Consider the following 22260-nt stretch of genomic DNA (forward strand, 5'->3'; position numbering starts at 1 on the left):
GATGAGCGATCCCCAGGGTGTCGACAAGAAGGAGGCGGCCGGCTGCCCGGTCGCGCACGACTCCGTGACCGCGCAGGGCAGCGAGAGCGAGAACCCGGCGATCGACTCGCCGACGCCGAAGACCGGCGGCCGGCCGCGTACCAACCGGGACTGGTGGCCCAACCAGCTCGACCTCTCGGTGCTGCACGCCCACTCGTCGAAGGGCAACCCGCTCGGGGAGCACTTCAGCTACGCCGAGGAGTTCACCAAGCTCGACGTCGAGGCCCTCAAGCGGGACATCACCCAGGTCCTCACCACCTCGCAGGACTGGTGGCCGGCCGACTTCGGCCACTACGGCGGCCTGATGATCCGGCTCAGCTGGCACGCGGCCGGCACCTACCGGATCGAGGACGGCCGCGGTGGGGCCGGCGACGGCGGTCAGCGGTTCGCCCCGCTGAACAGCTGGCCGGACAACGCCAACCTCGACAAGGCCCGCCGGCTGCTCTGGCCGGTCAAGCAGAAGTACGGCCAGAAGATCTCCTGGGCCGACCTGCTCGTCCTCGCCGGCAACGTCGCCCTGGAGTCGATGGGCTTCAAGACCTTCGGCTTCGGCTTCGGCCGCGAGGACGTCTGGGAGCCGGAGGAGATCTTCTGGGGGCCGGAGGACACCTGGCTCGGTGACGAGCGCTACGCCTCCGAGCAGGAGATGGTCGGCGGCGTCGGCGCGACCGAGATGGGGCTGATATACGTCAATCCGGAGGGCCCGCGCGGCAACGCGGACCCCGCCGCGGCGGCGTACTTCATCCGGGAGACCTTCGCCCGGATGGCGATGAACGACGAGGAGACCGTCGCCCTCATCGCCGGCGGCCACACCTTCGGCAAGACCCACGGCGCCGGCGTCGCCGACGACCACGTCGGTCCGGAGCCCGAGGGCGCCCCGCTGGAGGCGCAGGGTCTGGGCTGGCTGAGCACCCACGGCAGCGGCAAGGGCGCCGACACCATCACCAGCGGCCTCGAGGTGACCTGGACCGACCGGCCGACCCAGTGGAGCAACCGCTTCTTCGAGATCCTCTTCGGCTACGAGTGGGAGCTGACCACCAGCCCGGGCGGCGCGAAGCAGTGGGTCGCCAAGGACGCCGAGGCGATCATCCCGGACGCGCACGACCCGGCGAAGAAGCACAAGCCGACGATGCTCACCACCGACCTGGCGCTGCGCGTCGACCCGGTCTACGAGCAGATCTCGCGCCGCTTCCTGGAAAACCCCGACGAGTTCGCGCTGGCGTTCGCGAAGGCCTGGTACAAGCTGCTGCACCGTGACATGGGTCCGGTCAGCCGCTTCCTCGGCCCGTGGGTCCCGGAGGCCCAGCTCTGGCAGGACCCGGTGCCGGCCAGCACCGGTGATGTCGTCGGCGCCGCCGACATCGCCGCCCTCAAGGCGAAGATCCTGGCGTCCGGCCTCACCATCGCCCAGCTGGTCTCCACCGCCTGGGCCTCGGCGGCCAGCTTCCGCTACACCGACAAGCGCGGCGGCGCCAACGGCGCGCGGATCCGGCTCGAACCGCAGCGCAGCTGGGAGGTGAACCAGCCGGAGCAGCTCGCCACCGTGCTGGCCACCCTCGAAGGCATCCAGCAGGAGTTCAACGCGGCCGGCGGCGCGCAGATCTCGCTCGCCGACCTGATCGTGCTGGCCGGCTCGGCCGCCGTCGAGAAGGCGGCCCGCGACGCGGGAGTCGAGGTGACCGTGCCGTTCCGGCCGGGCCGCACCGACGCCACCGCCGAGCAGACCGACGTCGAGTCCTTCCGGGTCCTCGAACCACGCGCCGACGGCTTCCGCAACTACCTGCGCCCCGGCGAGAAGACCCAGCCGGAGGTGCTGCTCGTCGACCGCGCGTACATGCTCAACCTGACCGCACCCGAGATGACCGTCCTCGTCGGCGGCCTGCGGTCGCTCGGGGCCAACGTCGGCGGCGCCTCCCACGGCGTGCTGACCGACCGGCCGGGGGTGCTCAGCAACGACTTCTTCACCAACCTGCTCTCGCCGGGCACCCGGTGGAAGGCGTCGGAGACCGACGAGCACGTGTACGAGATCCGCGACCTGGCCACCGACGAGGTGAAGTGGACCGCCACCGCGGTCGACCTCATCTTCGGCTCGAACTCCCAGCTGCGGGCCCTGTCCGAGGTCTACGCCAGCCAGGACGCCCGGGAGAAGTTCGTGGCCGACTTCGTCGCCGCCTGGACCAAGGTGATGGAGCTCGACCGGTTCGACCTGAGCTGACCCGGGTCCACCGATACGACGAGCCCCGGTCGATCCAGCGACTGGATCGGCCGGGGCTCGGTCGTGCTGTTCGCTGTTACTGGTCGGTCAGACCGGCCAGCATCTCGTTGAGGTCGGTGGTCTCCGCCGCTGGCGGCGCCTCGACGGTCACCGGCTTGTTGTAGTCGGTGTAGTCGACCGTCAGGTCGCCGGCGGCGCCCATCACCATGTGCGCCCGGCGCGGCTGGTACTGCTCGTCGACCCAGAGATCGAGCTTGACCTCGGTGACGTTCTCCTTGGCCAGGGCCTTCTCGGCGTCCGCCCGCTGCTCGGCGTCGAGCTGCCCGAGGTAGGTCGCCACCGGGCTGGTGTTGGTGTAGCGGACGGTCTTGACCCCGTTCACCGTCTCCTCGCCGACGACGGTGGTGCCCTCCATGCCGAGCAGGGTCTTGACCTGCCGAACCGGGTCGACCTCGTCGAGCTGCCGGCTGTAGTCCTGCCCCTGCTGCCCGCCGGCGGCGGACACGTCGATCTTCATCCAGCGCTTGCCGCCGGTGTCAGCGCGGTCCTCCTCCGGGATCTCGACGTAGATCGCGGTACCGATCATGCGAATGGTCGTCGACGAGCCGTCGGTGTCCGACGCCTTCAATTCCGCCTTGACCGGGTCACGCAGATCCACAGTGCCCTGCATGGAGAGCTTCTCGCCCGCCATCGTGCCCTGCATGGTCAGGGTCACCGACTCGGCCTTGTCGGCGCTCTCGACCGTCTTCTGCAACGAAGCCTTGAGATCGGTGGCGAGCAGTTCCAGCACACTCTGCTGCCTGGCCGTCTCCGACGAGCCGGATTCGGTGCCACAGGCCGTGACGGCGAGCGCGGTGAGCGCGGAAACCGCCAGCACGCCGGTTCTCTTCCACAGTGACATGTAAGTAACTCCCCCGTAGACGATGAGGTCTCCTGGAATAGACGCGCGACACAGTATCCCAATCGGCCGGCCGGTTCGAATCCGATGTCGGCAGGGAGACCGAAGGAGCACGACCGTTGGTACCGTCCGTCGGGTGTTCGCCATGCCAGCCGTCCTCGGCGTCGACTTCGGCACCTCGCACACCGTCGCCGCGCTACGGATGCCGGGCGGCCGGACCGAGTCGCTGTTGTTCGACGTGTCGCCGCTGCTGCCGTCTGCGGTCTTCGCCCAGCCGGACGGTCAACTGCTCGTGGGCCACGACGCCCTGCGCGGCTCCCGGGTCGACCCCGGTCGGCTGGAGCCCAATCCCAAGCGTCGTATCGACGATGGGACGTTGCTGCTGGGTGATGTCGAGACGACCGTGTCCGAGGTCTTCCAGGCGGTACTCGTCCGGGTGGCGCAGACCGGACAGCGGGCGCTGGGCGTCGCACCCCGGCCGGTGGTGTTGACCCACCCGGCCGGCTGGGGCGCGCACCGCCGCCGGATTCTGGCGGAGGCCGCGGCCGGCGCCGGACTGGGCGCCGTCCGGTTGATGGCCGAACCGGTGGCCGCGGCGCTCTACTTCACCGAGGTGCTCGGGCACCGGGTGGGGCCGGGCGGCACCCTCGTGGTGTACGACCTCGGCGGCGGTACGTTCGATATCAGCGCCGTCCGCCGGCTGGCCGACGGCGGCTGGGAGGTGCTCGCCGCGGCCGGGCTCGACGACGTCGGCGGGGTCGACATCGACGACGCGATCGTGGCCTGGACGGCCACCCAGGCGGACGCAGCCGGAGCCGGCTGGAGGTTCGACGCCGGGCTGGACGGACGGCGGCGACGGCAGCAGGCGCAGCAGGAGGCGCGGCTCGCCAAGGAACAGCTCAGCCGGGCGGTCACGGCGCCGATCGTGCTGCCCTGGCTGGCTCGGGACCTTTACCTCACCCGGGACGAGTTCGACCGGCTGGCGCGGCCGCTGCTGGACCGGACCGTGGCCCTCACCACGTCGACGTTGTTCGCCAGCGGCGTCGCCGCCGACCGGCTGGCCGGGGTGTTCCTGGTCGGTGGGTCCAGCCGGATTCCGTTGGTCGCCACCATGTTGCACCGGGCGCTCGGCGTAGCGCCGACGGTCATCGACCAGCCGGAGCTGGTGGTCGCCCACGGCAGCCTCGCCGCCCCGCCCAGGGAAGGGGGATCCGCGCCGGGCGGGTCGTCGCCGATCGGCATCGGTGCGGCCAGGGCCGATTCGGCACCGGTCCCGCCGGCCGGGTCACCCGGCCCGGCGGCCGGTGACCAGGCACCGGCTGCCGCTGATCAACCAGGTCCGACGGAGGCGGCGCCGCCGTCGGTGGCCGGGCCGGCGCGCCGGTCGAGGGTCGACTTCGCCGTAGCGGTGCTGCTCGGTGTGCTGGTCGGCGCGGCGACCACCGCCTACCCCCTGGTGACCTCCGAGGACGGCGCCCTCCCGTGGTGGACGGAACGGTACGCCTGGCAGCTCATGCCGGTGGCCGGTCTGCTGGCCGGGCTGTGGAGCAGCCGGCGGGGGACCGCCCTGGTCGCGCAGGTGGTGGCGGGTGTCGCCGCCGGCCTGGTCGGCCTCGCGCTGGTGCGCGCCGGCCGGACCTTCTTCGACATGCCGTGGGGCACCCCGGTCGAGATCTACTACTGGGAGCACTATCCGGATGCCTGGTTCGTGGCGCTGCTCGGCGGCTTTGTCGTCGCCGGCCTCGCGGTCGAGGCGGCGCTCGCGGCGACCGCCAGGCTCGGCCCCGTGCGGCTGGCCATCGCCGCCGCTGCCGGCGCGCTGTCGAACCTGCTGCTTCTCGTCGTCCTCGACTGGACGTACGAGCCGCCGCTCAGCCGGGTGGCGATCGACACGCTCTTCGGGTACCCCGTGGTGGTGTTGCTGGCGTGGCTCGCCCGGCGGGCCGCGCGATGAGACCGGCCGGCGGTGAACAACCACGGCCGACCCGTTCCCACCGTCGCCTGGCCCACACGGGCTGGGGTGAACTGGACCTAGCGGTACAACGGGTACCCCGGGTACATGTACCCCGGACCCCAGAACGGGGCGAAGCCGTAGTAGCCGTAGAGGTCCTCGTAGACGTCGGCCTGATCGACGATGTCCGGGTCGTAGCGCGGGGCACCGGAGACCCGTTCGCGGGTGACGTCGACGTATACGACCTCGTCGGTGATGCGGGTGACCGCGTCGACCGGAATGAAGGAGGCGGTGGCGCCGAAGCCGAGGATGCCACCGTGCTCCACCCGCAGCAGCCGTACCTTGTGCTCATTCTCGTCGATCAGCAGGTCGTCGACCTTGCCGATGTCGTTGTCCTGCTTGTCGTGGACCTTCCTGCCCCGGATGTCCTCGGCCGGGTCGGCCAGGGCCTCGGTGGTGTCGCTGAGCTTTCTGAGTTTGGCGATGCCGTGGGTCCGCATGGGCTTCTCCTTTCTGTGGTTGCCTATCTGTCTGCCTTACCCCACAGGGAGGTACCAAACGTCATCACGCGCGTCGGCCCGGAGCGGATCCCGCGCCCGGGGGGAGCCGGGCCGAGCGGACCGGTTCGATCAGCGGTCGGCCGACCCGGAACACCGCCAGCGGCGGGCCGCCGACCCGCTCGGCGAGTCGCGCCGCGGTCGCCGGGCAGTCGATGAGCTGGCTGAGCGGGTGTACGGCCAGCCCGTGCCGGGCCAGTCTCAACCAGGTCCGCAGCAGCCGCCGGCCGGCGGCGATGGTTGCCGCCGGCCCCCGGTCCCCACCCACCTGCACCAGCACGCTGCCGTCGTGGCGCAGCAGCCCCCGACCACCGGCGGCCAGCAGCGCCGGCAGGCCCAGGCGACGACCCATCGGGTACGCCCGCAGCACCCCGTCCAGCAGCACCGCCTCGGTCCGGGTCAGCGCCAGTGCCCGGTCGGTGAGCCCGTCCAGGTGATATCGCGGGTGGCGTGGCGACAGGCGCAGCCAGTCCCGTAACTCGGCGGTGACGGCCGGCTCGCCGAACATCCACCGGTCGGCGGCGGCGAGGTCGGCGGCGAGGTCGCGGGTCGGCAGGTGACGCAGGCCCGGCTCCAGCTCCGCCAGCACCGCCGCCGGGACCTGCCCCGGCGCGTACCGGCCGCGGGCCACCCGCCGTTCGGCGACGTCGGACGCGGTGAAGGCGGTGGGGTAGGGGACCGCCGCCGGGACGAGGCGTACCCGGTCGGCGGTGATCTCGGCATCGACGGCGAGGCCGGTGTCGGCGGCGACGATCAGGCACGTCTCGACGAACGCGCCGATGCCCAGGTACAGGTCGCGACGGGTCGGGTCGGCCACCGGCAGCGCACGGGCCGGATCCCAGCCGATCTCGACCTGGTCGGCCGCGTAGCTGACCGTCCACGGCTGGGTGTTGTGCGCGCTGGGCGCCCGCCGGAACAGCTCCTCCCGCTCCCACAGCCGCTGCACCCAGCTCACGGGTGCCCGTCCCGGTGGTAGAAGGTGTGACCGTGCAGTGGACGGCCACCGATGCGGCGGTACTGGGCGGCCGAGGCCGGGTTGTCCCGCTCGACGAAGGTGCTGCGCAGGGTCCGGTAACCACCGGCGCGCAGGTTGCGGTGCAGCTCGCGGGCGAGCAGCGTCAGATAGCCTCGGCCCTGCTCGGACGGGACGGTGCCCTTGATGATCAGGACCGCGTCCCGCCGGTAGCGGCGCCGGGTGGCCAGCAGCCGCAGCTGGTTGACCGGCCCGAGGTTCCCGCCGACCCGCATCAGGTACGCCGAGATGTCCGGCACCACCACGACGAACGCGACCGGGCGGCCGGCCTTCTCCAGCCACAGCAGCAGCTTCTCGTCCAGCAGGTACGCCAGGCCGTCGGTCTGGGCGGCGAGTTCGGCCGCGCTGATCTCGGTGTAGTAGCCGAGCTGGCGGAAGCTGTCGTTGAGCATGCCGCGCAGGATGGGTAGCTGCTTGGCGAAGCGGCGGCGGGAGCCGTACCGGATCACCAGGTCCTCGGCGGCGAACCGGGTGTCGTCGAAGACGAACCGTTCCGGATCGGCGGTGGTGAGGTCGCAGAGCCAGGTGTCGGCCTCGAACCGGCGGGCGAAGCCGTGCCGCTCGTAGGCGCCGGGGTAGTAGGCCGGGTTCCAGGCCGAGTCGACGAAACCCCGTTCGGCGAAACCGGACGTGATCACCCCGCCGGTCTGGTTGGGCAGCAGGGCGACCGGGCCGAACAGCGGCAGCCCGCCGGCCCGGGCGCCGGCCAGATCGAACAGCGCGCCGGCCACCGCGTCGTCGTCGACGAACTCGGCAAGCCCGAAGAGCTGGTGCGGCCCCAGCTTGGCGTCGAAGCCGGCGTCCCGGTGCAGGCAGAGCCGGCCCACGGCGGTGCCCGCCTGGTCGCGTACCAGATGAAGTTGGGTTTTTCCGGTGCGCCACCAGCCGGTCACCACCGAGGAGACAAGCGGCACGTAGCGGTCGCGCGGGTGCAGCCGCAGCGGCAGGTCCAGGAAGTCCCGCAGCGCCCGGCGGTCGGTGACCGGCTCCACCCTCATCGGCGGTGCACCGGTGGGCCGGTCGTCTCGGTGGCGAGCGGTGCGAACCGCTCGTCGTGCGCCAGCACGGAATCCTCGGCCCGCCACACCCCGTTGGCGTAGCCCTGCTCGTCGGCGGTGTAGAGCCGGATGAAGCCGGCGGTGGCCCGGTTGGTGCCCTCGTCGACCAGCCAGCACATCAGCTCCCGGTGCTCCCGGCTGCGGGCGAACTTGAGCATCGCGTCGCGGTCGCTGAAGAAGGCGATGGTGCCCAGCGTGAGCGGGAACTGCCAGTAGAGGGTGTGCCAGCGGTAGCCGGACATCCGGCGCATCTGCCGGACCATCCGGAACCAGCGGGGCATCAGCGTCACGATCGACCGCAGCCCCCGGTAGCGGGTGGCGCCCACGAACATCGCGGTCGCCTGGCCCTGCGGTGGGGTGGCGGAGAAGTCGGTGGTCCTCACCGGGTCGCTCCCGTCACGAGATAGACGTTTTTGATCTTGGATTGGCTGCCGGCGAACGGGCCGGTGTCGAAGTCGTGCACCTCGACCGCCAGCTCACCGGCGGACGGATCCTCGGCCAGCGACTCGGCGAAGTCGCGGCTGACGGCGGCCAGGTGGCTGAGCACGCCCTCGCGGCAGCGGCGGGCCAGCTCGGCGCGGTCGGCGGGGTCGAGGGTGACGCCGTCGCGCAACTGCAGGTTCACCACCGGGCGGCTTTCCAGATCGGCCCGCTCCCGCAGCTCCAGGCAGAAGCCCTGCAGCAGGTGGGCGAGCGGATTGTCCTGGTAGAGGCCGTACTCGACGTCCTGCGGGTAGATGTTCGCCCCCATGTAGGAGATCGTGCTGTCCTTGCGGCCGAACAGGAACAGCAGCGGCAGCCGCATCCGGTCCACCGCCCAGGCGGCCTCCGCCTGCGCCCGGACGGCCGGGTCTTCGATGGCGGCCAGCACGTCCGGGAACGAGTGGATCCGGCCCTCGTCGCCGATGTTGTAGCGGATCTTCGGGTTGAGCACGGCGGTCGAGTTGATCGTGCAGACCACCTCGTTGTCGGCGGTGGTCTCCAGGTAGGTCTCCAGCGGGTTGTACTGGAAGATCATCGGCAGCCGGTGTTCGTCCTTGCCGAGCAGCGCGGCCCGCAGCGCGGCGTCGGTCCGCAGCCGCCGGCGTACCCAGACACTGAAGTCGGTCTCGCCCGCCACCCCGATGGTCAGGTCGCTCGCGCCGTAGCCGGAGCGCACCTTGACGAACCGCTCCTCCAGGTAGTCGCGCAGCGCCTCGGTCATCCCCTCGCCGCCGACCAGCCCGTTGATCCGGTAGTCGGCCCACGGGAAGTCCTCCGCGTCGAGCAGGTCCCGCAGGTGCTTCAGGAACGGGGGATAGGCGGTGACGATGTACTCGAAACCCGGCCCGAAGTAGCGCAGCGTGTCGGCGATCTTCCGCAGGTCCGGCCCGGTGTTCTTCACCATCGCGATCTTCGACATGGCGATGCCGGTGTTCGTCCCGGTCGCCCAGGCCCCCATCGAGTACGCGTTGATGACGAACCGCCGCCGCGACGGGAAGACCAGGGTGGCGTAGCCGGCCAGGTTCTTGTGCACCGAGCGCAGTTCCCGCCGGCCCCGGATCCAGTTGAACGGCTGCCCCGACGAGCCCGACGACTCGTCCACCACGCTGCCGGCCACCTCGATCTCCCCGCCCCAGCAGCGCTGCTCCTCCGGGTACGCCTTGACGTAGGACTGCTTGTCGGTGAGCGGGTACGACGACAGGTCGAACCAGCGGAACCGCCAGTGGTGGCGGCGCAGGAAGTCCGCGTACGCGGGCACGTCGATCGCGGCGAACTGACAGGTCATCCAGGCGTGCAGCCGGGCGAACCGGCCCATGAACGGACGGTAGTTGCGGGCCATCAGCCGCCACACCGCCGGGTGGGCGCGGTAGAGCGTGTAGAGCCAGGTCAGCGCGAAGCTCGTGATCCGCAGCGTCCACTGGCGTACGAAGGACATCACCACGCGGTCACCATAGGGCCGGTGATCAAGCCCGCGCCTGCGTAGCCGTACTCAATCGCCCTGGGTATCCAACTCACTCCCCACCGCGAACCAGCCGGACCCGCGCGAGGATGTCACCGATCTCGCGGGTCTCGTCGTGGTCCGGCCCGTAGAGGACGCAGAGGTCGTTGTAGAGAGGTTTGAGTTCGGCCATCGACTGCTCGATGTCCCACTCGGCCAGCAGCAGCATGGCGATGTCGCGGCGCAACTCCAGCGCGGCGCTGGACGCGTCGCCCTCGGTCGCCCGGACGCGCGCGAGGACCTGGCGGAACTGGCGGAGCGCGGCGGTGGCCTGGCCGAGGCCGGCGCGGCAGTGTGCGGCCTGCTGTACGCAGGCCATCGCCTCGGCGCTGTCCGGTCCCCTGGTCCGCGCGAACGCCGCCGCGAGCAGGTCGAACTCGGGCAGCGCCGCGCGGAAGTCGCCGCCGATGACCAGGATCGCCGCCCGACGTTGACGCAGTTGCAGCACCCGGGGGTGTTCGGGACCGAGCGCGGCGGCGGCCGGCTCGACCATCTCCCGCAGCGACTCGGCGGCCTGCGCGTAGCGCTCCTCGGCGAGCAGGTCGTTGGCGTGCGCCCAGGCGGCGTTGATTGCGCCGCGTAGCGCCGTGGCGGGGGCCGTCTGCGGCGGTGGGGCCGGAGGCGCTTCCTCGGTGACCAGCGGCCCCGGCTGCGGGCGTGGCCGGGGGGAGTTCGGCCGGCGGTAGAGCAGCGTCGGGTCCGGCACCCCGGCGGACGGGCCAGTGACAGCCGGCGGGGCGCCCGGCGGCGGCAGGAAGGGCAGCAGCCTTTCGTAGACGTCAAAGGCGTCGGTGGGTCGCTGCTCCGAGGCTTTGGCGGTGAGGTCGAGCACCAGCCGCTCGACGGCCTCAGGCACGTCGGGGCGGAGCCTGCGCAGCGGCACCGGTGCCGAGTACACGTGCTGCTGCATCAGCTCGAACTCGTTGCCGCCGTCGAACAACGGTCGGCCGACGAGCAGTTCGTGCAGCAGGCAGCCGAGGGCGTACAGGTCGCTCTGTGGGGTGATCTGGGCGCCGCGGATCTGCTCGGGAGGCATGTACCGGTGGGTGCCGAGGGCCTGGCCGGTCGCGGTGAGGCGGGTGACGTCGGTACGCAGGATCGCGGCGATGCCGAAGTCGAGCACCTTTACCGTGCCGGCGTCGGTTACCAGCACGTTGTCCGGCTTGAGATCGCGATGCACCACCGGGATGGCGTGCGCGTGCGACAGCACCGTGCAGATCTGGGCGGCGACCGCGGCGGCCCAGGAGACCGGCAGTGACCCGTCGGGGAGCAGGTAGGCCCGCAGCGAGGTGCCGCGGACGTACTCCATGACCAGGTAGACCCGGTCGTAGGACTCGTCGAGCACGGCGTCGTAGACCTGCGGCACGCCGTGGTGCCCGATCCGCGCCGTCACCCGGGCCTCGCGGCGGAACCGTTTGGCGAACTCCTCGGCCTCCTCTTCGGTGGTGACGACGTCGGTGCGGATCAGCTTGACCGCCACCTCCCGGTCGAGCACCGCGTCGTAGCCGCGCCAGACCTGACCCATGCCGCCGGGTCCGATCTGTTCCACCAGCTCGTACCGACCCGCGATCGGCTCCGGCCGCACCGTCACCCCTCTCGTCAGGCCGCGTCGTCGGCCACGTTCTCCTGTTCCCGGATGATCCGCCAGGCGGCGCTGCGGGCGCTGCGGTTGAGGGTGCTGCGGAAGTCGCGGTCGGGTCCGAAGTATTTGCGGCCGAGGTCGGCGATGGTGTCGATGTGGTCCATCATCTTCTCCTCGAAGACCGGCTCGAAGACGTGGCCGAAGTTCTCCTCGTCGTCGTTGGCGACGGCGGCGAGTCGGACCTTCGGGTCGGCGACCGTCTCGTTGAAGGGGGTGACCACGTCCTCGTCGGTGAAGCTGGTCCCGAAGCGTTCGTTGAACCGGGCGATCAGCTCGGAGAGCAGCGACTTCTCTGGTTCCTTCGGCCCGCCGGAGCCGTCCCCGAAGCCCTTCATCTCGGCCGGTCCCTCGGGACTGAGGCTCACGTCGTGCTCGCCGGTCTTGGCCACCCGCAGGTGGCTGAGGTCGACCTCGCCGATGTCGACGCCGCCGTCGCCGCGCCGGGGCAGCTTGTTGAGCAGGTGCCGGCCGTAGAGGTAGAGCCGTTCGAGTTCGATGTCGGTGTAGGGGACGATCTGGGCGAGGAAGCCGTACTTGCGGACGTAGTCGACCAGGTCCGACCGGAATCCCTCGGCGGTCTCCTGGTCCTCGGCGTCCTCGCTGTTCAGCAGCGTCGCGAAGCGCACCACGGCGGGGGCGAGGTGCCGGTACAGCTCGGCGTGCAGCCTCGCCCACGTGGCGGTGTTGCCGGCGGCCTGTTCCTCGGCCGCCAGGTAGGCGGCGACGAACTCCTGCATCTCCGCCTCGACGAGCAGGGCCGGGGACATCACCCGGCTCTGCGCGGTGTAGAGCAGGTTCGGGTCCGAGGGCAGCGTCTCGGCCTCCTCGAAGTACGGCCGGAACGCGTCCTTGATCTCCTCGGCGTCGTTGACGAAGTCCAGCACCGCCAGGTCGCCCTGGCTCTTGCGCTCGGCGGTGCGGTTGAGCCGGGATAGGGTCTGCACGGCGGCGATGCCGGCAAGCTTCTTGTTGACGTACATGGTGGTGAGCAACGGCTGGTCGAAACCGGTCTGGTATTTCTCGGCGACCACCAGGATCCGGTACTCGCGCTGTCCGGCGGCGGTGCCGGCGCGGGCGTCCCGGTCGTCGGCCCGGGTGTACCCGAACGCCTTCGGCAGGGCGCCCTCGGACAACCCACCGTTCTCCTTCGGCTCGGTAGTCTCCTCGCCGTCGTAGGTCAGGGTTCCGGAGAACGCCACGAGCACGCCGGGGTCGGGGTAGCCGCGGTCGCCGAGGTACCGCTTGATCGCCCGGCACATCTGCACGGCGCTGTGCCGGGAGGCGGTGACCACCATCGCCTTGGCCCGGCCGCCGAGCCGCCCGGCGGTGTGCGCCCGGAAGTGTTCGACGATGATCTGCGCGTGCTGGGCCACGGTGGAGTCGTGGGTGAGCGCATAGCGGGCGAGTTCCTTGTTGGCCTTCGAGGAGTCGACCTCGCGCTCGTCCGGGTTGGCGTTGACCAGCTTCCAGTAGGTGTCGTAGGTGACGTAGTTCCGCAGCGGATCGAGGATGAAGCCTTCCTCGATGGCCTGCCGCATCGAGTAGGTGTGGAACGGGTGCCACTTGCCGTCGGTGCCGAGGGTGCCGAACAGTTCGAGGGTCTTGCTCTTCGGGGTGGCGGTGAAGGCGAAGTAGGAGAGGTCGGCGCTGCGCTGCCGCCGCCGGGCGCTGGCGGCCAGCTTCCTGTCGACGCGGTCGGGGCCGGCGGCGCTGGTGGCGCCGGCGTCGTCGGAGTCGGCGTCCAGGCCGAGGTCGCGCAGCACGCCCTTGACCGAGGCGGCGGCGTCGCCGGACTGCGACGAGTGCGCCTCATCGACGATGACCGCGAACCGGCTGCCGCGGATCTCGGTGGGGCTGCGCCGCAGGTAGTCGACCAGGGCCGGGAAGGTGTGCAGGGTGACCGTGACGATCTTGCCGGTCTCCTGGGAGAGCGCCTTGGCGAGCTGCTCGGACTTGGCGCCCTGCTTCTCGTCGATCTTGACGACGAGTCCGGCGGTCTGCTCGAAGCTGCCGACGGTGTCGCGGAGCTGGGCGTCCAGGTTCCGCCGGTCGGTGATGATGACAATCTTGTCGAAGACCGGGCTGCCGGCCCGCAGCCCGGCGGCCCGCGCGTCCGGGTCGAGGGCGGCCGGGTCGGTCGGGGTGTGCAGCGACGAGAGCCGGTGCGCCAGCCAGGCGATGGTGTTCGACTTGCCGGAGCCGGCCGAGGCCATCACCAGGTAGTTCTGCCCGGCGCCGTGCCTGGCGGCGTGCGCGGTCAGCTCCCGCACCGCGTGCCACTGGTGGTACCGGGGAAAAATCAAGACCTTTCGGGTACGCCCGTCAGCGCCCTTCTCCTGGTGCAGGTGGACGAAGCGTTCCAGCAGGTCGAGCCAGGTGTCCCGGGCCCAGATCTGCTCCCACAGGTAGGAGGTCGCGTACCTGCCGTACCCGGTGGGGGCCGGGTTGCCCCGGCCGCCGGGCCTCCCCGGACCCTCGCTACCGGTGTTGAAGGGCAGGAACCGGGTCTTCGCACCGCGGAGCTGGGTGGTGACGAAGACCAGGTCCGGGTCAACGGCGAAATGCGCCACGGTACGCCGGGAGAAGATCAGCTCGGTCGGGTCGCGTTCGGTGCGGTACTGCTCCTTGGCGTGTTCGACGCCGGAGCCGGTGAGCGGGTTCTTCAGCTCGGCGGTGGCGACCGGGATGCCGTTGAGGAAGAGGGTCAGGTCGAGCCGGTTGCCGTGGTCGGCCTGCTTGGTCGCGTACGCCAGCTCCCGGACCACGGTGAGCCGGTTGCGGCGGTAGTCGGCCAGGATCGACTCGGACTCCACGAAGGACGGCCGGAAGTAGGCCAACCGGATCCGTACCCCGTGGTCCTTGACCCCCTTGCGGAGCACGTCGAGCAGCCCGTCGGCGGCGATCGCCTGGTCGAGCCGCTTGGCGAAGCCCCGCTGCGCCTCGTCCCGGTCCCCGCCGTAGTAGGTGACCAGGTCCTCCCACTCCTCCGGCTGGGTGGCGCCGATGAAGGTGAAGAGCTGGCGGGTGTCGAGCCCGAGTTCGGGCCGGTAGTCGGTCCGCTCGCCCTCGGCCCAGCCGGCGGCGAGCAGGGCGGCGACGATCGCGTCGCCGAATACCCGTTCGTGGTGGATCGCCATGTCGCCTCCCGGGTGGCGGGCCTGACCGCTGAGCGTATCTCTCCCGATCAGAACGGCGCCCTACCCGCAGCCCAGGTCTTCGGCCAGTTGGCGCGGATGCCGGTCGCGGCCAGGTCCCCGAAGTCGATGCCGACGAACGGGTCGGCGACGTACCGGACCTGGTCGTACTCGGGGCCGGACCGGCTGACGGTGACCAGGGCGAGGCGGTAGTCCGGTACGGCGTTGCGGCCGGTGACGACCTCGTTGTGGGTGACGAAGAAGTCGTCCGCTCCCTCGACGTGGGCCTTGACCTCGATCCGGATCGAGGGGCCGCCGTCGCCGGGCAGGGAGAGAATGTCGTAGCCGGGGTTGTTGAACGCCTGCTCCTGCGGTTGCCGGCCGAGTGCGCGCTCGGCGGCGAGCACCTTGTCGATGCCGCGCCGCTCGACGGCTTTTGTCTCCCGGGCGCGGATGGGAGCGTCGGGCGGGATCTCGGAGTCGACCATCGACAGGGGTAGCACGAGCGCGGCGGCCGTGATGCTCGGCGGCTTGGTCGCCAACTGAGCTTGCTGATCCAGCAGCGTCAGTCGGTTCGTCCGGCGTACCTGAAGATCCTGGGCCTTGCGTGACAGGCTGTCAGAGCTCTCTTTGGGCTTGATCCCGAGCCGCTCCTTCCCCCGGGCCAGGTCAGCCTCGTAGGCGAGCCGGTTCGACTCGTAGGTCAGGCGCTGGTCGACCCGCGCGCGGGTCCGTGCGATCTCGGCGAGCCGGCGGGGTGAGACCTCGGCGAGGTAGCTCTGGACCTGGTGCTCGATGATCCACGTCCGGGCCCTGCCCTCGGCGTGGGCGAGCCAGGGCAGTTTCAGGGCCTGCGCCACGGCCGGGGTGCGCGGCGCGGCCACGCAGTCGAGGTACGGCGCGGGTCCGGCGGGCCTCGCCCGACCGGTGGCATCGACGTAGGCGTAGCCGAACCGGCGGGAGAGCGACTCTCCGGTGCCGTCGACGATCTCCTCCCGGACGCCGACCAGCAGGCTGGGCTCGTCGATCTCCGGGGAGACCAGGACGGTGCCGCGTTCGAGGGCGTGCCGGAGCTGGGCATCGGTGATCTCGGCGACGGAGTTGTGGAGCGGATGCCCGGGGGCGATGAGATCCGCACGCGGCCCGCCGTCGACGTCGATCCGTTCGAGCTCGAAAGTGACCCGCTCATAGCGGGTGGCGACGGGACCATGTCTGGTGACGGCGCGGATGGCGGCGGGGACGTGGCTGATCTCGTAGCGTCCCCGTTCGCGCCTGGTGAGCCGGCCGCCGAGCCGTTGGAACGCGTTGCGGAAGGCCCACTCGATGTAGTGCGGTTGCAGCCTGCGGGCCCGGGCCTCCTCCATCTGCCCTCGGATTCCGGCCAGGTCGGCGTCCGACATCGCGTCGTGGGTCAGCGCCCGGTCCTCCAGGAGTTCCTTGAGGCCGTGGGCAACCTTCTCGTCGATGACCCGATGCATCTTCGCCCGCGTCTCGGGCCGGTCGCCGTAGCGGATGGCCTCGATCAGCAGGTCGCGCAGCGGCGCCTCGTCGAAGGCCGACCCCAGCACGTCGAAGACCTTCCCGCCGTACGCCTTGCGCTGCTCTTCGACCTTCTGCAGCAGCCGGGTGAAGACCTCGCCCTCGCGGGTGTTGGTGGCCACCAGGTTCCACAGGCGGCACACCTCGGTCTGCCCGATCCGGTGGACGCGGCCGAACCGCTGCTCGATGCGGTTGGGGTTCCACGGAAGGTCGTAGTTGACCACCAGATGGGCGGCCTGGAGGTTCAGGCCCTCGCCGGCCGCGTCGGTGGCCAGCAGGATCTGGCAGGCCGGGCTCTTGGTGAATTCCTCGGTGATGGCGCGGCGGTCGGCCCGCCCGACACCGCCGTGAATGGCCCGCACCACGTCGGACCTGCCGTAGAGCGCACAGATTTTGCGGTTGAGGTAGTCCAGGGTGTCCCGGTGCTCGGTGAAGATGATCAGCTTGCGAGGCTTGACTGCGGCGGGATGGATGAGGTCCTCCCTGCTGAGGATCATGCGCAGTTCCACCCACTTGCGGTCGGTGTCGAGTTCGCGGACCTCGTGCGCCACCTGGACGAGTTCGGCCAGGTCGGCCAGTTCGGCGTCGAGTTCCTTGATGGTGCGGGCGGCGGTGGCCGCGTCGAGCAGTTCGGTCTCGATCTGCTCGACCTCCGCCGCGCTGCGTTCGTCGCCGTCCCAGTCGCTCGGATCGATCGGGGCCGGCTGGTCGCCGACCCCGTGGCCGTTGATCAGGTCGTCCCGGTGCCGCTGGAGCCGTCGGGTGCGGCGGACCAGGGACTGGTGGATCGCCTCCGGGCTGGAGGCCAGCCGGCGCTGGAGCACGGTGAGCGCGAAGCCGACGGTGTTGCGGCGGTTGTCGTCCAGCCTGGCGGCCCGGTTCATTCCCTCGCGTACGTACGTGGTGACGCGCTCGTAGAGATCCTGCTCGTGCGTGGTCAACCGGTACGGCACGGTCTGCGCGATGCGTTCCGGGAAGAGCGGCTTTCCCTCGAAGGTGAGCAGATCCTCCTTGACCATGCGTCGCATCAACCCGCTGGTGTTCGGATCGTGCACGCCGGCCTTGAACTTGCCCTCGAAGCCATCGCGTTCGAGCAGGGTGAGGAAGAGCTGGAAATCCTCCTCCTTGCCCGCGTGCGGGGTGGCCGTCATGAGCAGCAGGTGGCGGGTACGGTCCCGCAGCCGCTCGCCGAGTTGGAAGCGCTTGGTCTTGTCGACCTTGCCGCCGGAGTAGTGCACGCCCATCCGGTGGGCCTCGTCGACGACGACCAGGTCGAAGTGGGCGTCGGCGAGCTGGATGGTCAACATCGCGTTGCGGGACAGTTGGTCCATCCTGGCGATGAGCAGCGGGTACTGCTCGAACGCCGTCGACCCGAACGCGGCCTCCGCCATGCCGGTGGTGAGGATGTCGAAGCGCAGCCCGAACTTGAAGAACAGCTCGTCCTGCCACTGCTCCACCAGCCCGCCGGGGACCACGATCAGGCAGCGTTTCACGTCCTCGCGGAGCAGAAGCTCCTTGATGTACAGACCGGCCATGATGGTCTTGCCGGCGCCGGGGTCGTCGGCCAGCAGGAATCGCAGCGGGGTGCGGTCGAGCATTTCCCCGTAGACGGCCCGGATCTGGTGGGGCAGCGGGCGTACGTCGCTGGTGGCCACCGCGAGCATCGGGTCGAAGAGCCCGGCCAGGGCGATCCGCTGGGTCTCGGCGACGAGCCGGAACTCGTTGGCGTCGGCGTCGAACGGCCGGCTGCCCGCGTCGGAGCGGCTCAGCTTGGCCTCGTCCGTCCGGAAGAGCATGCGTTGGTCGAACGCTCCGGTGAGGGTCTTGTAGGTGAGCTCCACCGCGTCAGGGCCGTGCGGCTGCGCGGCGATGACCTGGATGGTCTCGCCCGGCAGCACCCCGGTCACCCTGATGCCGGCCACGAGATCCTCCAGCCGCACGAGGCACCCCCAAGAGATCGACAGTCCGCGGAGCGCGCGAACGGGGACCGACACTACTGACGCCGGCGACCGCCGGACAGGTCGCTCCAGGCGCGGTCACGGGTTGCCTGGTGCCAATGTCAGAAGGACCCTCCTCAAGGGCCTCTGCTGCCGACCTCGGTGCATTACCATCCGCTCCGCGGGCCCTCGACCTCAGTGGTGATCATGAACAGGACAGAGCGGGATCAGATCCGTCGCATCGTGACGGACTTCAACGAGTGGGGTCAACTCGCCGCCGAGGTTCGGGACTGGCACCGCAGCGTCCGGGAAACGGCCAAGGCTGACGAACAGGCGCTGCGCGCACGCGGCGTCGTGATCAGCCGGGCCGGTCAGCCCGCCTGGTGGACGCTCCCGCTCGGGCCTGCCGACACCGCTGTGGTCGGACACCTGTGGGAGCGGGCCACGCTTCCCACGCCGGACGCCGACGACCGCATCCTGTTGAAGCTGACGACCGAGGACGCCCCACGCGCCATCGAGAGCGCCGAGCCGATGCTCGGTCTGCGGCGCTTCTTCACCGGATCGGAGAAGCGGGAACTGGCGATCCGGGCGGGCGAGTTCCTGCGGCGTCAGCACGCCTCGGTCCTGGCCAACAACGGACCCCAGCGGCTGGACCGGCTCAGCCGACCCACCGCCGCGATCGACAAGCATCGGCTCGGGATGGAGGCCCTGCTCGATCCGACGTTGGGGTTCGGCCTCCTCGCCGCCCGGCATGCGCCGGCGCCGGAGCTGCTGGACCGGTCCGTCCTCGCCGGCCTGCCCGAGGCGCTGGACACCATCGCCAAGGTGGTTTCCAGTGAGGCCGGGTACCGTTCGGCGGCACAGGCCGCGGGCGAGAAGATCAGGCACGCCGAGGTCGGACGGGTCCTGCGGGAGATGCCCGTCGACCGGCTCCGGGAGGCCACCCGCGACCGTCTCCGACTGGGAGCGCTGGCCGAGGCGGGGATCGACACCGTCCAGGCGGTACTGGACAACGGGCGTTACCTGCAGGGACTGCCGGGTGTCGGGGAGACCTCCGCCCGGCGCATGCGCGGCGCAGCCGAAACCCTGCGCAGGACGACGTACGACGAGATGCCCGTCCGCATCGACATCAAGAACCGCAGTCCGGAGACCACCGAGCTGTTGCGCTGCCTCGCCGAGTGGGACGCCTGCCGGCAGACCCGGGGCGCGGCCGCCGACCTGGAGCGCGCCGCCGAACTCGGGCCGCTGCGGGCGGCCCTCGGCCGGGGCGCCAGCCATCTGCTTGTCATCCCGGCCCGGCAGATCCCTGCCGCCGGGCTGCGCGAGAGCATCCAGATCGTCAAGCGGCGGGCCGAACTGCTCGGCATGTCCTCGGCGCCGGGCCGCCGCCGGTCGGACGCGAAGCTGGACCCCTGGGAGGACTTCCTCGCCCGACCCGCCGACTACTTCGCGATGCTCTCCGAGCTGGGCTTCGTCACCGAGGACGAGAAGGCGGCGCACGGAGATCTCCCCGAGGAGATCATCGAGGCGGTACGCGACCAGGCGCTCAGCGGTGAGCATCTGACCGCGTCGCTGCGCGGCTACCAGAGCTTCGCGGCCCGCTTCGCGCTGGTCCAGCACAAGGTCGTCATCGGCGACGAGATGGGGCTCGGGAAGACCGTCGAGGCGCTCGCCGTCCTGGCCCACCTACGCAGCCGCGGCGCGAACCACTTCCTCGTGGTGTGCCCGGCCGCCGTGGTGACGAACTGGATGCGGGAGGTGACCGGCAAGTCGAAGCTGCGGCCGTACCGGCTGCACGGCCCGGACCGCGCCCACGCGGCCCGGGTGTGGGCACGCGACGGCGGCGTCGCGGTCACCACGTACGAGAGCCTGGGCTGGTGGCAGACGGCCATGCTGACCCCTCCGGAGCTGGCGTGCGTCGTGGTGGACGAGGCCCACTACATCAAGAATCCGCAGGCCAAGCGGACGATCCGGACCAGGGAGCTGATCACCCGCGCGGACCGGGCGATCCTGCTCACCGGCACCCCGCTGGAGAACCGGGTCGACGAGTTCCGCAACCTCGCCTCCTACGTACGCCCGGACCTGGTCGTCAGCGCCAGCGACCTGTCGCCGCGGACCTTCCGGTGGCAGATCGCGCCGGCCTACCTGCGCCGCAATCAGGAGGACGTGCTCACCGAACTCCCGGAGCTGATCGAGGTCGAGGAGTGGCTGCCGCTCTCGGATCCCGATGCGGACCGCTACCGGGTCGCGGTCCAGAACGGGAACATCATGCAGATGCGCCAGGCCGCGATGCTGGCGGGTGCTCAGTCGACGAAGCTGCAGAGGTTGATCGAGATAGTCAGCGAGGCGGAGGAGAACGAACGGCGGGTCATCGTCTTCTCCAACTTCCGGGAGGTGCTGGACCTTGTCGCCCGGTCCCTGCCGGGGCCGGTCTTCGGGCCGCTGAACGGTTCGGTCTCCCCGGCGCAGCGTCAGGAGATGGTCGACCGATTCTCGGCGGCGAGGAAGGGCGCCGTGCTGGTCGCCCAGATCGTGGCCGGCGGTGTCGGGTTGAACATCCAATCCGCGTCGGTCGTGGTGATCTGCGAGCCGCAGCTCAAGCCGACCACCGAGGCGCAGGCCGTCGCCCGCGCCCACCGGATGGGGCAGGTGCAGTCGGTGCAGGTCCACCGGCTGCTCTCCGAGGACAGTGTCGACCAGCGGATCACCGAGCTGCTGGCCGGCAAGAAGCGGATCTTCGACGACTTCGCCCGGGTCAGCGACATGGCCGCCGCCACGCCCGACGCGGTCGACCTCTCCGAGGCCGACCTTGTGCGCCAGGTCATTGCCGCTGAACGGCAACGCTTGTCGGGGAGCCCCACCGACTCGTGATCGTGCCGCCCCGTCACGGACCATCACTTGTACGATGGCGCCGTCGATCGCGTCGCACGCGTTGTGGCGTATGGCAGTCTGCGGGGGAGGGCTGCGTGGGACCGGAAGGCCACGAGATGGACGTTTCTGAGGATCTTTCGGCGGACTGTCTGTTCTGCCGGCAGGACGATGCGCGGCTGAACCGTATCTCCCATCAGAACGCGACCTGCTTTGCCCGCCTGGACAACTTCCCCGCGTCCGAGGGGCATACCGAGATCGTCCCGAAACGGCACGTCGAGTCGTTCTTCGACCTCACCCCCGAGGAACTCAGGGACGCGTACGCGTTGATTCTGACGGTGCGGGTCGATCTGTCCCGACGGTTCCAACCGCAGGGGTACACGATCGGGATCAACGAGGGCCGCGCGGCCGGCCGCAGCGTCGACCACCTGCACATCCATGTGATTCCGCGCTGGTTCGGTGATGTCGAGGACCCGGCGGGCGGCATCCGGCAGATCCTTCCCAACTGTGACCCGGACGCCTGGGAGGCCGCGACCAGGCAGGCGCTCGGTCAGCGCGACCACCTGCTGCGCTGACAACGGTCAGACGTGTGCGAGGCCGTCGTCGCCGAGCAGCATGCAGAGTGAGTTGATCTCGTGCCAGAGGTCGTCGCTGGCGAGGGTGCCGAATCCGCGGCTCGCGTCCACACTGATGCACCCGACGAACTCGCCCCGCCCATCGCGGATGGGGCTGGCGAAGACGGCGCCACGGTGGCGCACCCGCAGGAACTCCGGCCAGGTGAGGTTCATGACCGCGTCCGCGCCGTTTGAGGCGGAGTAGGCGTCGTAGGCGTCCTGAGTGGTCAGTTTTCGCGCGAGCGTCTCGACGTCGATGGCGACCTCCTCGTTGCGTTTCCAGCAGAGCCCGACGACGCCGACACCGCGGCCAGGTGCGAAGGCCCGGGTCGTCGGCGTGCTGCCCAGGCGGTAGGTGGCGATGCGGATCAACCGGCGGCGAGGGCGCTGCAGCGACCAGGCGATCCGCCACACGTGCAGGCCGAGGTCGGACGCGGGTGGCAACGGGTCGACCCGCGAGGCGATCGTCAGCAGTCGGCCGAAGTGGGTGAGGATCTGGTGGCGGACGGCGGTGCGTCGAGCGACCTGGGAGCGTTCCGACCAGAGCTGGGCGGGGGTGAGCGCGCCGAACGTGGCGATGACGATGACCAGAATGGCGACGGGATAGCCGCGGCCACCAGCGATATCGTCCCAGAACTGGACCGATGGCACGGAATACTGCTCGGCGACCAGAGCGGACGTCGCGGCGAGCATGATCGTACGATCGAGGATCTTCGCCGTGAAAGGCCGCATACGACAAACGTTAGGGTGCATCAGCAAGTGCATTGATGGAAGTTGCAAGTAGCAAAATGGCT

14 protein-coding genes are annotated in these 22260 nt (G+C 70.3%); 4 read left to right on the plus strand and 10 right to left on the minus strand.

The genetic code is table 11. From position 1 onward, the window contains the following. The first annotated feature begins 1 nt into the window (after position 1). The gene (katG, locus tag O7627_RS08300; protein WP_278092917.1) at positions 2 to 2254 is read left to right on the plus strand and encodes a catalase/peroxidase HPI; all 2253 of its coding nucleotides are present in this window, start codon (positions 2 to 4) and stop codon (positions 2252 to 2254) included. Positions 2255 to 2330: 76 nt separating this feature from the next. On the opposite strand, the gene O7627_RS08305 is transcribed toward katG, so the two are convergent. Next, entirely contained in the window at positions 2331 to 3155 is an 825-nt protein-coding gene (locus tag O7627_RS08305; RefSeq protein WP_278092918.1) for a hypothetical protein, read from the minus strand. Between the two features lie 142 nt (positions 3156 to 3297). Between O7627_RS08305 and O7627_RS08310 the strand changes: the two genes are divergently transcribed. After that, positions 3298 to 5106: an Hsp70 family protein gene (locus O7627_RS08310; protein WP_278098204.1), complete on the plus strand. Its 1809-nt coding sequence runs from the start codon at positions 3298 to 3300 to the stop codon at positions 5104 to 5106. Positions 5107 to 5183: 77 nt separating this feature from the next. Here O7627_RS08310 and O7627_RS08315 read toward each other — a convergent pair whose 3' ends face one another. The 8 genes from O7627_RS08315 to O7627_RS08350 form a co-directional block, all read right to left on the minus strand. After that, positions 5184 to 5603, minus strand: coding sequence for a PRC-barrel domain-containing protein (locus O7627_RS08315; protein ID WP_278092919.1), 420 nt, complete (start codon positions 5601 to 5603; stop codon positions 5184 to 5186). A gap of 64 nt (positions 5604 to 5667) precedes the next feature. Continuing rightward, positions 5668 to 6615, minus strand: coding sequence for a hypothetical protein (locus O7627_RS08320; protein WP_278092920.1), 948 nt, complete (start codon positions 6613 to 6615; stop codon positions 5668 to 5670). Continuing rightward, positions 6612 to 7691, minus strand: coding sequence for a hypothetical protein (locus O7627_RS08325; protein ID WP_278092921.1), 1080 nt, complete (start codon positions 7689 to 7691; stop codon positions 6612 to 6614). The genes O7627_RS08320 and O7627_RS08325 overlap by 4 nt, the downstream gene beginning before the upstream one ends. Next, the gene (locus O7627_RS08330) at positions 7688 to 8134 is read right to left on the minus strand and encodes a DUF4188 domain-containing protein (RefSeq protein WP_278092922.1); all 447 of its coding nucleotides are present in this window, start codon (positions 8132 to 8134) and stop codon (positions 7688 to 7690) included. Before O7627_RS08330 ends, O7627_RS08325 begins: the two co-directional genes overlap by 4 nt. Further along, positions 8131 to 9669, minus strand: a complete 1539-nt coding sequence (locus O7627_RS08335) for a phenylacetate--CoA ligase family protein (protein WP_278098205.1) — start codon at positions 9667 to 9669, stop codon at positions 8131 to 8133. The genes O7627_RS08330 and O7627_RS08335 overlap by 4 nt, the downstream gene beginning before the upstream one ends. A gap of 76 nt (positions 9670 to 9745) precedes the next feature. Further along, positions 9746 to 11323 (minus strand): serine/threonine-protein kinase, encoded by a 1578-nt coding sequence (locus tag O7627_RS08340; RefSeq protein ID WP_278092923.1) that lies wholly within the window; start codon positions 11321 to 11323, stop codon positions 9746 to 9748. Positions 11324 to 11331: 8 nt separating this feature from the next. Beyond that, the gene (locus O7627_RS08345) at positions 11332 to 14511 is read right to left on the minus strand and encodes a type I restriction endonuclease (RefSeq protein ID WP_278092924.1); all 3180 of its coding nucleotides are present in this window, start codon (positions 14509 to 14511) and stop codon (positions 11332 to 11334) included. Positions 14512 to 14558: 47 nt separating this feature from the next. Next, complete coding sequence (locus O7627_RS08350; RefSeq protein WP_278092925.1) at positions 14559 to 17969, minus strand: helicase-related protein; 3411 nt, start codon at positions 17967 to 17969, stop codon at positions 14559 to 14561. 222 nt (positions 17970 to 18191) lie between these two features. On the opposite strand from O7627_RS08350, the gene O7627_RS08355 reads away from it, so the two are divergent. Both O7627_RS08355 and O7627_RS08360 read left to right on the plus strand, forming a co-directional pair. Continuing rightward, positions 18192 to 20855 carry a DEAD/DEAH box helicase gene (locus O7627_RS08355; RefSeq protein WP_278092926.1) on the plus strand — a complete coding sequence of 888 codons (2664 nt, stop codon included), beginning with the start codon at positions 18192 to 18194 and terminating at the stop codon, positions 20853 to 20855. Between the two features lie 95 nt (positions 20856 to 20950). Then, entirely contained in the window at positions 20951 to 21427 is a 477-nt protein-coding gene (locus tag O7627_RS08360) for an HIT family protein (protein ID WP_278092927.1), read from the plus strand. Positions 21428 to 21433: 6 nt separating this feature from the next. Here the strand turns inward: O7627_RS08360 and O7627_RS08365 are convergent, their stop codons facing one another. Beyond that, a complete protein-coding gene (locus O7627_RS08365) occupies positions 21434 to 22231 on the minus strand; it encodes a hypothetical protein (RefSeq protein ID WP_278092928.1) in 798 nt (265 codons plus the stop codon). Between the last annotated feature and the right edge of the window lie 29 nt (positions 22232 to 22260).

It is taken from the genome of Solwaraspora sp. WMMD1047 (genome assembly GCF_029626155.1).
Classification (GTDB): domain Bacteria; phylum Actinomycetota; class Actinomycetes; order Mycobacteriales; family Micromonosporaceae; genus WMMD1047.